The sequence below is a fragment of the Marinomonas alcarazii genome (assembly GCF_003208215.1).
Taxonomy (GTDB): Bacteria; Pseudomonadota; Gammaproteobacteria; order Pseudomonadales; family Marinomonadaceae; genus Marinomonas; species Marinomonas alcarazii.
Map to the genome: position 1 here is coordinate 119,726 of NZ_QKLW01000007.1, position 14,301 is coordinate 134,026.

Sequence of the window (14,301 nt, forward strand, 5' to 3'; positions counted from 1 at the left end):
TGCCGTCAAGGTTACAATAACCAGATACACAACAGCACTGTCACCAAGTGACTATTTACACCCTATAGAAACGTAAATAGGGCAGAAACTAGATATAGGCGTGCGACGCCGCCATTAGGATGAAGTAGTTTATGCAAGACGATCAGAAAAAAACCACCGACTTTGGTTTTAAAGAAATCCCCACCGATGAAAAAGTACAAGCCGTCGCGCAAGTTTTCCATTCCGTAGCTGCAAAATACGACATTATGAACGACCTAATGTCTGGCGGCATTCATCGTCTATGGAAGCGTCATACTATTAGCCAATCAGGTGTTCGCGCAGGAAACTGTGTGCTAGATATCGCCGGCGGCACAGGGGATTTGACCCTTAAATTTTCACGCCTAGTTGGTAGCCAAGGACAAGTTATCCTAGCGGACATCAATGACTCAATGCTAAAAGTAGGCCGAGACAAACTGGCAAACCAAGGCATCGTTGGCAATGTAAAATTCGTTCAGGCGAATGCCGAAGCACTTCCCTTCCCTGATGATACATTCGACTGCATCACCATTGCGTTTGGCTTGCGCAACGTCACTGACAAATCCAAAGCACTGGCGTCTATGTATCGCGTATTAAAACCAGGTGGTCGTTTATTGGTATTAGAGTTTTCGAAACCTGAATCAGAGCTTCTTTCACAAGTTTACGATCAATATTCTTTCCGCCTATTACCTGCAATGGGAAAACTGATTGCCAACGATGCCGATAGTTACCGCTACCTTGCGGAGTCTATTCGTATGCATCCTGACCAAGAAACACTGAAAGGCATGATGGAAGAGGTTGGTTTTGAACGAGCGAACTACCAAAATTTAACTGGCGGTATTGTTGCGCTCCATAAAGGATTTAAATTCTAACCATGTTAACCAGTGCTTTTCGCTTACTTCGCATACTATTGACGGTTGTGCGCTTCCGCCTTGATGTGTTTATTCCCTTTGCTCTTTTGCCTTGGTATATACGCTATACATTGGGGGCGGTGTGCTCAATCGGACGTAAACGCGCCAGAAAAAAAAGAGGTGAACGACTGCGCCTTGCGCTAGAGTCGCTTGGTCCAATATTTGTTAAATTCGGGCAAATCCTTTCAACAAGACGTGATCTGCTTGATGACGAAATCGCCGATGAACTTGCCAAGCTTCAAGATAAAGTCCCAGCGTTTCCAGGACACATCGCTCAAGCCATTATTGAAAGAGACCTTAAGGCTCCTGTCGATCAACTATTCGCTGAATTCGATGTAACACCACTGGCGTCGGCTTCTATTGCACAAGTACACACAGCGAAGCTACACAGCGGTGAAGAGGTTGTGGTAAAGGTTATTCGCCCAAAAATCGAAAAAACCATTAGTAAAGACATTGGTCTGCTTTATACCCTAGCCCACCTTGTCGCTAATATGAGTGACGACGGTAAACGCTTAAGACCCGTTGAAGTGGTGACCGATTATGAATACACCATTCTAGACGAACTTGATTTAGCAAAAGAAGCCGCCAATACCGGGTTATTGCAGCGCAACTTCACCAATTCTGAACTGCTGTATGTCCCTCAGGTTTATTGGGATTACTGCCACCGCAATGTGATGGTGGTGGAACGCATATCTGGCATTCCTGTGGCAGACATTGCTGCTTTGAACAAAGCCAATGTCGATATGAAATGCTTAGCTGAACGTGGCGTTGAAATATTCTTCACACAAGTTTTCTCCCATAGTTTTTTCCATGCGGATATGCATCCAGGCAATATATTCGTGGATGTGAGTAACCCGCAAAAGCCTAAATACATTGCCATCGACTGTGCGATTATGGGTAGCCTAGATGATGCGGATAAAAATTACTTAGCACGCAATTTATTGGCTTTTTTCCAGCGCGACTATCGCATGGTGGCGGAACTGCACGTAGAAAGTGGCTGGGTTCCGAAAGGCACGCCAGTGCATGCGTTTGAATCGGCTATTCGTAGTGTTTGCGAACCCATGTTTGCCAAACCCCTTAAGGACATCTCTTTTGGTCAGGTCCTTATTGGTTTATTCCAAACCGCACGACGCTTTAATATGGAAGTGCAGCCACAGTTGGTTTTGCTAGAAAAAACATTGCTAAATATCGAAGGCTTAGGCCGTCAGCTTTATCCTGATTTAGACCTTTGGGTCACCGCTAAACCTTTCTTAGAGCGCTGGATGCGCGAGCAGATAGGGCCAAAGCGCGTAATGGAAGAGCTTCGCAAGCAAGCTCCTCAATGGGCAGGTCAGCTGCCACAGATTCCAAACTTAGTATTTACCGCATTGTCGCAAATGTCCCATCAAGAAGAGCGTATGCAAGCGCAAACCGATGCCATCGCACAACTCGGTAAAGAACTGAAAAGCAGCAGACAAAGTTTACCTTTCCGATTACTTGGTGCATTAAGCATCGGGGCGGCTTGGTTTATTACCGATCCAGTATCTTTAAAGCATTTAGAGATTGCCGACTTTACTAGCCTTGGGCTGTTTCTAGTCGGCCTGTACTTACTTGTCTTAAAACCGTAACATTCGAGAGACTATAATGAAATCTGATGTATTGGCTGAATTAGCAGCCACTCTAGAAGAACGTAAAACCGCAGCAGCTGACTCATCTTATGTTGCCAGCCTACACGCAAAAGGATTAAATAAGATCCTAGAAAAAGTCGGCGAAGAAAGCATTGAAACCATTATTGCAGCAAAAGACGCTGCTATCTCGGGTGATAAATCGGATCTGATTTATGAAACCGCAGACCTTTGGTTCCATACGCTTGTTATGTTATCTCACCTAGACATTGGCCCAGATGCGATTCTTGATGAGTTAGCTCGTCGTTTTAACTTGTCTGGGCTTGACGAAAAAGCCAACAGAAGTAACTAAATAACAGGAGTAATCTATGTTCGGTGGTATTAGTATTTGGCAATTACTTATTGTCTTGGCAATTTTGGTACTTATTTTCGGCACCAAGAAATTGAAAAATCTAGGTTCTGACCTAGGTGGTGCAGTAAAAGGCTTCAAAGAAGCTGTCGACAAAGACGATGACGAAGAAAAAAACGCACAGCATAAAGTTATCGATGCTGAAACCAAAAAAGACGACAAGAGCGCCTAAACTGTGTTCGATATTGGTTTTTCAGAACTTCTTGTTGTCTTTGTTGTAGGCCTGCTTATTCTTGGGCCTGAACGTTTGCCCCATGCTGCCAAAACAGCGGGGCTCTGGGTTCGTAAAATTCGCCGCAGCATTAGCTCTGTGCAAAGAGAAATTAATGCCCAATTGGACCATGAAGAGCTGCAGCAAAAGATTAACGAAACCAATCAACGCCTGCTAAAAGAAGGCCAAGCCATTCAAAACACCATCACACCTTATCCAGAAGGCTATAAGGCGAAAGATGGCGTCGTTTCTGAAACACAGCCACTAGAGGCGACAGCAGAAGCACAAAGCGATACGTCAGAACACAAAAAAACAGATCCAACTGACATGACAGCGGATACGACAAATCAACGTTAGTGGCTTCTTGATCATTTTAAATCGAGTATCTTCTTCATACTTTTCACAACACGGTGGATATAAAACGCATTATGAGCACGGATTCATCAAATCAAGCCCCATTGGTTGCTCACCTAGTTGAGCTGAGAAATCGTTTATTAAAATGCGTTGTGGCCATACTGATTCTTTTTGTTGGTTTATACGCGTTTGCCAACGATTTATATTTGATCGTCTCTGAGCCGTTGCGTTTATTACTGCCCCCTGGCAGTTCACTGATTGCCACCGAGGTTGCGTCTCCATTTCTTGCACCGCTCAAGCTCACATTTGCTGTATCGGTTCTTATTTCTGTTCCTTATACGTTATTCCAAGCATGGTCTTTTATCGCACCGGCTCTGTATAAAAACGAAAAACAGATCGCCATTCCCCTGTTAATTTCCAGTATCTTTCTGTTTTATGCTGGGGTCTTGTTTGCTTACTTTGTTGTGCTACCACTCATTTTTGGCTTTTTTACCACCGTAGGGCCAGGTGAAGTGACGGTGATGACGGACATTAACAACTACCTAAACTTCGTTCTGAAGCTGTTTTTTGCTTTTGGTGTCACCTTCGAAATCCCTGTCGCTACCTATCTACTGATTAAAGCTGGCGTTACGACAGTGGCAGCGTTATCAAAAAAACGCCCTTATATTTTCTTGGGTTGTTTTGTCATTGGAATGCTAATCACACCACCTGATATCTTTTCTCAGACTTTGCTTGCTATCCCTATGTGGATGCTGTTTGAACTTGGGCTTATTGCTGGGCGCACGGTAAAAGTCGTCGTTGATGGCAGCGAAGAGAATGAAGAAGAGACAAAAGCACAGCGAGCTGAATAAGACTTCGTGTTACAAAACGCGAAAACAGCTCAATCCAACATAAAGGTGACAGGGCCATCGTTTGTGAAAGACACTTTCATATCGGCCCCAAAGCGCCCTGTTTCGACGTTCTCGTACTGAGCACGCACCTTATTCACAAAATCATTAAATAACCGCTCACCCTCTGCAGGAACCGCTGCGCTAGAGAATCCTGGACGTAAGCCCTTTTTGGTTTCGGCCGCTAGGGTAAACTGCGATACCAGCAAAATCCCACCATTAACCTGCTGGACATTAAGGTTCATTTTGCCTTCCTGATCGCTAAACATACGATACTTTAAAAGCTTCTCCGCTAGACGCTGGGTATCTGCTTCCGTGTCGCCCTTTTCGATTCCCACTAATACTAATTGGCCGTGGTCAATTTGGCCTATCGTTTCCCCATCTACCACCACACTGGCATCCAATGCCCGTTGCACTAATACTTTCATGATTTACCTTTTTTTATTCCGCTGGATCGAGCCTGTTACTTTAGCAAAGTCCAGATAAAACAAAAGCGCCCGAAGGCGCTTCTGTCGCTCACGAATTCATTTGCATGAATTCATTTGCTGCTGCTCTTTATAGAATAGCGATTACTTACGACCAGCGCGTTTACGCTCGTTTTCAGTCAATAGTTTCTTACGAATACGGATGCTTTCTGGTGTTACTTCTACCAATTCATCGTCTTCGATAAACTCAAGTGCTTGCTCTAGTGTGTGACGAATCGGTGGAGTCAACGTCAATGCTTCATCTGTACCAGAGGCACGCATGTTAGTTAACTGCTTACCTTTAACTGGGTTAACAGTTAAGTCGTTATCACGTGAGTGAATACCGATAACCTGACCTTCGTACACTTCAACCGCATGACCCAAGAACAGACGACCACGGCTTTGAAGGTTAAACAAAGCGAATGCCGCTGTTTTACCTGTAACCATGCTGATCAATACACCATTCTGGCGGCCACCAACGTCACCTTCTTTTACTGGTCCGTAATGGTCAAATACACTGGTCATGATACCAGAACCAGACGTTAGCGTTAGGAACAAGCCACGGAAACCAATCAAACCACGTGAAGGCGACATGAACTCAAGACGTACACGACCTTTACCATCTGGTTCCATGTTCGTTAACTCAGCTTTACGCAAGCCAAGCTCTTCCATGATCGAACCTTGATGCTGTTCTTCAACGTCGATAACAACGCGTTCAAACGGTTCTTGGATTTTGCCGTCTACTTCTTTCTGAACTACTTCAGGACGAGAAACACCCATCTCGAAGCCTTCACGACGCATGTTTTCGATCAATACAGAAAGGTGCAATTCACCACGACCAGAAACAATAAACTTATCTGGTGCATCGCCTTGAGTAACGCGCAACGCAACGTTGTGGATAAGCTCTTGGTCTAGACGATCTTTGATGTTTCGAGAAGTAACGAATTTACCTTCTTTACCAGCAAACGGAGAATCGTTAACCATGAATGTCATGCTTACTGTCGGCTCATCTACCGTTAGAGGAGGAAGCGCTTCTACACATTCAGGGTTACATAGTGTGTCAGAGATACTTAGGCCATCAATACCATTAATACAAACGATATCACCAGCACCGGCTTTATCCGTATCAACACGAGCTAGACCGTGGTAGCCCTTAACGTTAAGAACTTTACCTTTACGTTCTTTGCCATCAGCAGACTTAACAACAACTTGCTGGTTAGGAGACAAGCTACCGCGGGTAATACGGCCGATACCGATAACACCAACATAAGCATCATAGTCCAATGCAGAAACCTGCATTTGGAACATACCTTCTGGATCAACATCTGGAACAGGCACGCTGTCGACGATCATTTGGTAAAGTGGTGTCATATCTTCTGACATGTCTTCTGGATCTAGGCCAGAAATACCATTGATAGCAGAAGCATAAATAACAGGGAAATCTAACTGGTCTTCTGTCGCACCAAGGCTGTCGAACAAGTCAAAAACCTGATCCATAACCCAATCTGGGCGAGCGCCTGGACGGTCAATTTTGTTGATAACAACGATCGGACGTAGACCACGCTCAAATGCTTTTGAAGTTACGAAACGTGTTTGTGGCATTGGACCATCAACAGCGTCAACCAACAAAAGTACAGAGTCAACCATAGACAATACACGTTCAACCTCACCACCGAAGTCGGCGTGTCCAGGTGTATCAACGATATTAATACGGTAGTCGTTCCACATGATTGACGTGTTTTTCGCCAAAATCGTGATACCACGTTCTTTCTCTTGATCGTTCGAGTCCATGATTCGTTCAGAACCTAGGTCCTTACGATCCAGTGTACCAGATTGGCTTAATAGCTGATCAACCAAGGTAGTTTTACCATGGTCAACGTGGGCAATAATAGCTACGTTACGTAACTTATTGATATCATTAGACATTTATAGTTCTCTGCATTTAGCGTGAGCAAAAAGATATACCGCCGCTTGATACGGGCAGGTATGCTCTTCAAGCGTCTCGGATCTTGGTGCGGGGTAAAATTCGCGCAATTGTACCCTTATATTGATCAATATCCCATTAAAGTGACAAAAAAAGTCCACAAAAATAATTCAATAGAGTAACAATGCGCATTCAAATATAAACGATAGCATTCATTTACTACAAAAATGCTACCGCTTATTAGTACTTATTTAAGGTAGGTAAACACCTACGTTCTCATGCCCTTTGCCTAAAAGGAAAGAAGCATGCATACGACTCATTACGCCTTTACCGCAATACAATAAATGCGTTACATCTTTATCCAAATCAGCCCAATTAGATTCGAGTGCAAAAAATGGAATCACCTTCACTGGACGACCACTGACTTTTAAAGGTCGATTACTCGCTTCATCAGGATGGCGAATATCAATAATGACTTCGTCACCAACCGGCATACGCACAACAGGCACTTCGCCCTGATATTGCTTAGACACATCCTCCATGACATTTTGAATGGACATGATCTGTGCGTTTTCGATGGCACTTTCCAATACTGAAAAGTCAAAATTGGACTCTTGTTTCTCTACACGATGCATTTTAGCACGTGTGGTGGGCTTTACTGAGATAACACCACAAAACTCTGGCATACTCGCCGCAAAAGGGGCGGTACCAATCTCAATGGCCTTATCGATAATTTCTTGTTTATTTGAAGTAATCAGAGGGCGCAGCACAAGCTCTTCTGTTACTTGGTCAATGACTTTTAAATTCACCAATGTTTGGCTAGAAACCTGGGCAACGCTTTCCCCTGTTACCAACGCCTTTGCGCCTACCTCAGGCATTAACTTAGAGGCCGCTCGCAACATCATGCGTTTTAGAATAACGCCCATTTCAGAGTTATCGACTTTGGTAAGAATCTCACCCACAACCGCCTCGAAAGGTACGGTGATGAATTTCACATTCAGAGTTGAGCCGTATTTCTCCCAAAGAAAATTAGAAACTTGCTTTACGCCAATTTCGTGAGCATCACCACCAAGGTTAAAGAAGCAGAAATGTGTTTTCAAGCCTCGACTCATTGTGAGATAAGAGCTCACTGTTGAGTCATACCCGCCAGACATTAGAGACAATACACAGTCTTGCGAACCTAGTGGGTAACCACCAAGCCCTTCTACGCGTTGCTCAATCATCCATACTCGATTGTCTCGAATATCGATCGGCACCAATACTTCAGGATTTTTTAAGCGCACTGCCAAAGCACCACAACGTGCTTTTAAACAGCCACCGATGTGTCTCTCTGCATCTACCGAGGTAAAGTCATGATGACCCACTCGTTTCACTCGGACAGCAAAGACGGCATCTTTAATGACATCACCATATGATGTGATGGCTTGTTCAACGATGTCATCTAGATCAACTAAAGGGAATTCACGTACAAATTGAAAATGCGCTATACCAGCAATATTAGAAAGCGCTTCTGTAAACTCTTCCCGCAATTCATCTTTATCAGAAAACACTTCGATGAAATCCCAGTTACCTGATACGACAACATCAGCATCGTGCTTTTTAAGAACCAACTTAACATTATGTCGAAGCTGCTTAATAAAAGCTTTTCGAACAGGGCGACTTTTGATGGTGATTTCTGCAAAGAACTTAACAATAAATTTCATAGGGATTGTGGTTTATACCGGATATTTATAAAGGCGCACAGTATAAAGAAAAGCCATTCGATACGAAAACGCTAAATTCGCACCAAAAGAATACAAAAAACCAAAAAAGTGCACCTTTTAAGTGCAAAAACTGTTTTACTTACCCTCCTAACGAGCCACAAATAAGTGCAATTTATAATTGGAACGCTCTATCTAATTGTAAAATAAAGACTTATTGGCTCGCACAGATTTCTGGCACAAGTTGTGCTTACTTATGTTTGATAAATAACTCGACAAACGGTGCTTTGTATTATTTTAAATAAAGCGCCTTTTACAACGAAAAACAATTTCGCTTTAACTACGACTGGAGAACAACTATGTCAAACAAGACCCTTGCCTTGATTGCTGAGCACGACGCGAAGTGGGTTGACCTTCGCTTTACCGATTTTAAAGGTAAAGAACAACACGTATCTATTCCAGCTATTACGGTAGATGAAGAGTTTTTTGAAAACGGTCAGATGTTTGATGGATCATCAATCGCTGGTTGGAAAGGCATTAACGAATCTGACATGATCATGATGCCTCAGGACGATACTGCTATTATCGATCCTTTCACAGAAGAAGCGACTGTTATTGTTCGTTGTAACATCATCGAGCCTTCTACAATGCAAGGCTACGACCGTGACCCACGCTCGGTAGCACTTCGCGCTGAAGAATTCCTTAAATCTACTGGCCTTGGCGACACTGCATTCTTCGGTCCAGAGCCAGAGTTCTTCATTTTTGACGATGTTCGTTGGAAAACAGACATGTCTGGTAGCACAGTAGAAATCAACTCTGAAGAAGCAGCTTGGTCTTCTAACAAAAAATTTGAAGGCGGCAACATGGGCCACCGTCCTTTCGTTAAAGGCGGCTATTTCCCAGTACCACCAGTAGACTCTCACCACGACCTTCGTAGCGCTATGTGTGGCGCAATGGAAACAATGGGCTTGGTTGTTGAAGTTCATCACCACGAAGTGGCGACTGCTGGTCAAAACGAAATCGGTGTTAAATTCAACACTCTAGTTAAAAAAGCAGACGAAGTTCAAATCCTTAAGTACTGCGTTCATAACGTAGCTCACGCTTACGGTAAAACAGCGACGTTCATGCCTAAACCAATCGTTGGTGACAACGGTTCTGGTATGCACGTTCACCAATCTTTCTGGAAAGATGGCACTAACCAATTCGCTGGTGACCAATACGCTGGCCTATCTGAAATGGCGCTTTACTACATTGGCGGTATCATTAAGCACGCTAAAGCATTGAACGCGTTCACTAACGCTTCAACTAACTCTTACAAGCGTCTTGTCCCTCACTTCGAAGCACCTGTAATGCTTGCGTACTCTGCACGCAACCGTTCTGCTTCTATCCGTATCCCATACGTTGCAAGCCCTAAAGGCAAACGTATTGAAGCTCGTTTCCCTGATCCAACCGCAAACCCATACCTAGCATTCGCAGCAATGTTGATGGCTGGTATCGACGGTATCAAAAACAAGATTCACCCTGGCGATGCAGCAGATAAAGACTTGTACGACCTTCCAGCTGAAGAAGCTTTGGCTATCCCACAGGTTGCTGGCAGCCTAGAAGAAGCACTTAAGTGCCTAGACGAAGACCGTGCATTCTTGACTCAAGGCGGTGTATTCTCTGACGACATGATCGACGCTTACATCGATCTTAAGTCTGGCGAAGCGCAGCGTGTAGCAATGACAACTCACCCACTTGAGTTCGAACTTTACTACAGCGTTTAATCGCAATAGCGGTTAATAAAATACGAAAAGCCCTGATACAAATCAGGGCTTTTTTTTGCCCTAAAAAAAACCTCACAACCATTGCGCACAATTATGGTGCATAATGTTTTTATCCAAATGACAAAAACCTTAATAAACAAGCTACTCAAAGCTGCCCAATGTTGGTTCGCTTTTTGCAACTGTATTAGAAGAAAGTCATAAAAGCAGGAGTCAACAGAGAGGCGCTGTCTGTGTATAGTTTACTAATCGACCATTTATCCACTGCTGTTGTTCAATTAAACGATCAACTTCAAATTGAATATTTAAACCCTGCTGCCGAAATGTTGTTAGCTGTTAGCCGTCGTCGAATCTATGGCAACGACATCAGCGTTGCCTTTAGGGAAAACGAAGAAAGCATTCAAGCTTTGTATTCTGCCATTGAATCGGGTCACCCATTCACAAAACGTGAAGCAGAAATTGAGTGCAGTAATAACAAAAAACTGTTCTGCGATTACACCGTTACACCTGTTATGGGCACGACCAATAATACAGAAAGCTTGATTATCGAGTTATATCCACGAGATCGAATGAAGCGGATTTCGCAAGAAGACGAGCTCATTGCGAATCATGAAAGCAGTAAAGAGCTTGTGCGAGGTCTAGCCCATGAAATTAAAAACCCCTTAGGCGGTATTCGTGGAGCCGCTCAGCTCATTAGCCGCGCCTTTACCGATGAAGCTCTAAATGATTACACACAGGTCATTATTGAAGAGTCTGATCGTTTACGAGATCTCGTTGATCGTCTCTTAGGGCCAAGACAGCTGCCAAAAAACAAACCTCTCAACATTCACAAAGTGATTGAGCGTGTTAGACAGCTTATTTCGGTTGAAACAGAGAATCAGATTAAAGTCATCCGAGACTACGACCCTAGTATCCCAGATTTAATCGGTGACGAGTCACAGCTGATACAAGCGTTACTCAATATCACTCGCAACGCCATGCAGGCACTAATGGAAGACCAAGACAATCACCATAAGACGATTCATATGGTAACGCGTGCTTTGCGACAATTTACGATAGGTTCCAAGCGCCATCGCTTGGTGTGCAAAATCAGCATTATCGATAATGGCCCGGGTATACCCGAGGCGATTTTAAAGACGCTTTTCTATCCCATGGTCAGCGGCAGAGCGGACGGCACAGGTTTAGGCTTGTCTATCTCACAGTCCGTTATTCACCAGCATCACGGGATCATTGAATGCAACAGTTACCCACAAAAAACCGAATTCAATATATTAATACCCATTGAGACGACAGTCCAAGAACAGGAGAAACACTCATGACACCAGAAGAAACCGTATGGATTGTTGACGACGATCGCTCTATTCGCTGGGTTTTAGAGAAGACATTAGAACAAGAAGGAATCCAATGTCGTTTGTTTGATTCTGCTGAAAACCTCGTTAATCTTATCGATAAAGAACAACCAAGCGCCATCATCAGTGACATTCGGATGCCGGGTATGGACGGTTTGGCGCTGCTTGAAAAGCTTCAGAAAGACCACCCTTATTTACCTGTCATTATCATGACAGCGCATTCAGATTTAGAAAGTGCAGTGGCCTCATATCAAGGTGGCGCTTTTGAATATTTACCTAAGCCTTTCGATGTCGAAGAAGCCGTTAGCCTTGTCAAACGTGCCATGCTGCATCACCGCAATGCACGCCCCAGCACTGACGATATGGAAGTTGAAGCTGAGCAACAAGTAGACAAAGAGATTATTGGTGAAGCGCCAGCCATGCAGGAAGTGTTTCGTGCGATTGGTCGACTCGCCAATTCTAATATAACTGTGCTGATCAATGGTGAATCCGGTACGGGTAAAGAGCTGGTTGCTCAAGCACTGCACACACACAGCCCTCGCGCAGCAAACCCGTTTATCGCCTTAAACATGGCAGCGATTCCCCATGACCTAATTGAATCTGAGTTATTTGGTCATGAAAAAGGCGCCTTTACCGGCGCTAATACACAGCGTCGAGGCCGATTTGAACAAGCCAATGGTGGTACTCTGTTTCTAGATGAAATTGGTGATATGCCAGCGGAAACTCAAACGCGCCTATTACGCGTTCTAGCAGACGGAGAATTCTATCGAGTGGGTGGACACACCCCAGTGAAAGTCGATGTTCGTATTATTGCAGCCACACACCAAAATCTAGAAAGCTTGGTACAGAAAGGGTCGTTCCGCGAAGATTTGTTCCATCGCCTAAACGTCATCCGAATTCACTTACCTAAACTGGCAGAGCGTCGAGAAGACATTCCGAAGCTTGCTCGTCACTTCTTGAGCCGTGCTGCTGAAGAGCTTGCCGTTGAGCCTAAACAACTCACCAAAGAGACTGAGAACTATCTGACTCAACTGGACTGGCCGGGCAACGTTAGACAGCTAGAAAATACCTGCCGCTGGTTGATTGTAATGGCATCAGGACGTGAAGTCTTAGTAGAAGACTTACCACCTGAACTGCTCGCAGCGGTTCCGCATGAGCAACCCTTTGCATCATGGGAAGAAGCTCTGAAGAATTGGGTAGACAGCACGCTCGCAACGGGTCAAAAAGGCATTCTTGATCAAGCCGTACCAAAATTCGAGCGCATTATGATAGAAACGGCACTGGCTCATACTGGCGGCCGCCGTCGCGATGCTTCTCTGCTTTTAGGCTGGGGACGCAATACGCTAACCCGAAAAATCAAAGAGTTGAACATTGATCACGCGGAACAAGATGAAGATTAATTAATCCTCATTAGGAAAAGAGTGATGCAGGCACACTGATTTATTATTTGCCTGCATTATCTCAGCTTTCTGGTGTTTTAGACTTGCTTTTACCGACACAATCCCCTACTAATTAAAGACGACTAAATGTTCATCAATAAACGGGAAAACTGTTATGTATCCAACACTTCAGTCCATGGGTATCACCAGCATACAGGACATTGAAAAATTCACTTTGCGCTATGAAGGCGGCCACGATGTTTTAAAAATTTATTACCGTCGTGAAAAAGGTTCGTTACTTCCTAAGAGTAAAAAATTCAAATTTGGTCGCTCGACTAAAACCGTATTAGCCGACGGCGGCCAACAAACTTATCGACAAGTACAAGAACCGTCTTTAATTGTATTGCGTGCAATGGAAGAGCTTGAGCAAATCGTCGGTAGACAACACGAAACCAAGACTTCAAAAGAAGATCTGATTAAAGAACTTGAGCACCTAGAAAAAGTCGTTAATAGCAAAATTAGCGAAATCAAAGTGAAAATCGAGTCGATGCAATAACCCAACTTGATCCTTTGACAGACATCCCTCTTTTGGCTGAGTGATACCTCATTATCGCTCAGCCATTTGATTACAATACCAGCTAGCCCCTCTCATAAAATCTCGCTACAATCTCTCGCTATTTATTCTCTTATCTTTTGCGAAAGCCAATTACTATGAATCTTATAAACAGCGTCGAAGAATTAGCCGATATTATCCGTAAAGGCGGCGTCATCGCTTACCCAACAGAAGCGGTTTGGGGCCTAGGCTGCGATCCTTATAACGAGTCTGCCGTCAGGCGAATTCTGACACTAAAAGATCGTCCAGAATACAAAGGACTCATTTTAATCGCTGGCGCAAAAGACCAACTCACACCGTGGTTAGAGACTTTAGATACCAACGCATCAGAGCGTCTAATCAGCCAGAACGAGATCCCTACGTCTTGGGTGGTTCCGGACACAACAATCACCCCAAACTGGGTGAGAGGTGAACATCAAAGCGTGGCCATACGCCTTTCCCAGCACCAACCAGTACAACGTTTGTGTGCCGCTTACCAAGGCGTCATTGTGTCGACTTCGGCTAATCCTGCGGGGCTAGATCCAGCCATGAGCGTAGAAGAAGTAAATGCGTATTTTGGTGACAAAGTGGATGCTATTTTCAACGCGCCATTAGGTGGCGCTTCACAACCATCACAAGTGAGAGACATTCTTACCGACACCCTGTTTCGAGCTTAAATAAAGCCCAATACGGATAGATATACTCATCTATTGTGTAAAAGCTCAGTTTTTATCCACAA

Annotated in this window: 14 protein-coding genes; 11 read left to right on the forward strand and 3 right to left on the reverse strand. The window is 44.2% G+C overall.

The annotated features are described in order from the left end of the window. Nucleotides 1-131 precede the first annotated feature (131 nt). The 6 genes from ubiE (at nt 132) to tatC (ending at nt 4,355) form a co-directional block, all read left to right on the forward strand. Nucleotides 132-887, forward strand: coding sequence for a bifunctional demethylmenaquinone methyltransferase/2-methoxy-6-polyprenyl-1,4-benzoquinol methylase UbiE (gene ubiE / locus DFP75_RS14035; RefSeq protein ID WP_110576679.1), 756 nt, complete (start codon nt 132-134; stop codon nt 885-887). 2 nt (nt 888-889) lie between these two features. Next, the gene (ubiB, locus tag DFP75_RS14040; protein ID WP_110576680.1) at nt 890-2,533 is read left to right on the forward strand and encodes a ubiquinone biosynthesis regulatory protein kinase UbiB; all 1,644 of its coding nucleotides are present in this window, start codon (nt 890-892) and stop codon (nt 2,531-2,533) included. Nucleotides 2,534-2,549: 16 nt separating this feature from the next. Next, complete coding sequence (locus DFP75_RS14045) at nt 2,550-2,882, forward strand: phosphoribosyl-ATP diphosphatase (RefSeq protein ID WP_110576681.1); 333 nt, start codon at nt 2,550-2,552, stop codon at nt 2,880-2,882. Between the two features lie 16 nt (nt 2,883-2,898). Further along, nucleotides 2,899-3,111, forward strand: coding sequence for a Sec-independent protein translocase subunit TatA (gene tatA, locus DFP75_RS14050; protein ID WP_110576682.1), 213 nt, complete (start codon nt 2,899-2,901; stop codon nt 3,109-3,111). 3 nt (nt 3,112-3,114) lie between these two features. Continuing rightward, on the forward strand, nt 3,115-3,507 hold the full coding sequence (gene tatB / locus DFP75_RS14055) for a Sec-independent protein translocase protein TatB (protein WP_245927066.1): 393 nt from the start codon (nt 3,115-3,117) through the stop codon (nt 3,505-3,507). A gap of 71 nt (nt 3,508-3,578) precedes the next feature. Further along, a complete protein-coding gene (gene tatC / locus DFP75_RS14060; RefSeq protein ID WP_110576683.1) occupies nt 3,579-4,355 on the forward strand; it encodes a twin-arginine translocase subunit TatC in 777 nt (258 codons plus the stop codon). 29 nt (nt 4,356-4,384) lie between these two features. Here tatC and dtd read toward each other — a convergent pair whose 3' ends face one another. From dtd to thiI, 3 genes are all read right to left on the reverse strand, one after another. Further along, nucleotides 4,385-4,819, reverse strand: a complete 435-nt coding sequence (gene dtd, locus DFP75_RS14065; RefSeq protein ID WP_110576684.1) for a D-aminoacyl-tRNA deacylase — start codon at nt 4,817-4,819, stop codon at nt 4,385-4,387. Between the two features lie 141 nt (nt 4,820-4,960). Next, nucleotides 4,961-6,781 carry a translational GTPase TypA gene (typA, locus tag DFP75_RS14070; protein WP_110576685.1) on the reverse strand — a complete coding sequence of 607 codons (1,821 nt, stop codon included), beginning with the start codon at nt 6,779-6,781 and terminating at the stop codon, nt 4,961-4,963. 249 nt (nt 6,782-7,030) lie between these two features. Then, nucleotides 7,031-8,482 carry a tRNA uracil 4-sulfurtransferase ThiI gene (gene thiI, locus DFP75_RS14075; protein WP_110576686.1) on the reverse strand — a complete coding sequence of 484 codons (1,452 nt, stop codon included), beginning with the start codon at nt 8,480-8,482 and terminating at the stop codon, nt 7,031-7,033. 356 nt (nt 8,483-8,838) lie between these two features. Here thiI and glnA point away from each other — a divergent pair, with 356 nt between their 5' ends. The 5 genes from glnA (at nt 8,839) to tsaC (ending at nt 14,239) form a co-directional block, all read left to right on the forward strand. Next, nucleotides 8,839-10,245 (forward strand): glutamate--ammonia ligase, encoded by a 1,407-nt coding sequence (gene glnA / locus DFP75_RS14080; RefSeq protein ID WP_110576687.1) that lies wholly within the window; start codon nt 8,839-8,841, stop codon nt 10,243-10,245. A 230-nt stretch (nt 10,246-10,475) separates the two neighbouring features. After that, complete coding sequence (gene glnL, locus DFP75_RS14085) at nt 10,476-11,561, forward strand: nitrogen regulation protein NR(II) (RefSeq protein ID WP_110576688.1); 1,086 nt, start codon at nt 10,476-10,478, stop codon at nt 11,559-11,561. Continuing rightward, nucleotides 11,558-12,991: a nitrogen regulation protein NR(I) gene (ntrC, locus tag DFP75_RS14090; RefSeq protein ID WP_110576689.1), complete on the forward strand. Its 1,434-nt coding sequence runs from the start codon at nt 11,558-11,560 to the stop codon at nt 12,989-12,991. The genes glnL and ntrC overlap by 4 nt, the downstream gene beginning before the upstream one ends. Nucleotides 12,992-13,145: 154 nt before the next feature. Beyond that, the gene (locus DFP75_RS14095; protein WP_110576690.1) at nt 13,146-13,526 is read left to right on the forward strand and encodes a DUF3461 family protein; all 381 of its coding nucleotides are present in this window, start codon (nt 13,146-13,148) and stop codon (nt 13,524-13,526) included. 155 nt (nt 13,527-13,681) lie between these two features. Then, nucleotides 13,682-14,239: an L-threonylcarbamoyladenylate synthase type 1 TsaC gene (gene tsaC / locus DFP75_RS14100; protein ID WP_110576691.1), complete on the forward strand. Its 558-nt coding sequence runs from the start codon at nt 13,682-13,684 to the stop codon at nt 14,237-14,239. Nucleotides 14,240-14,301: the final 62 nt, after the last annotated feature.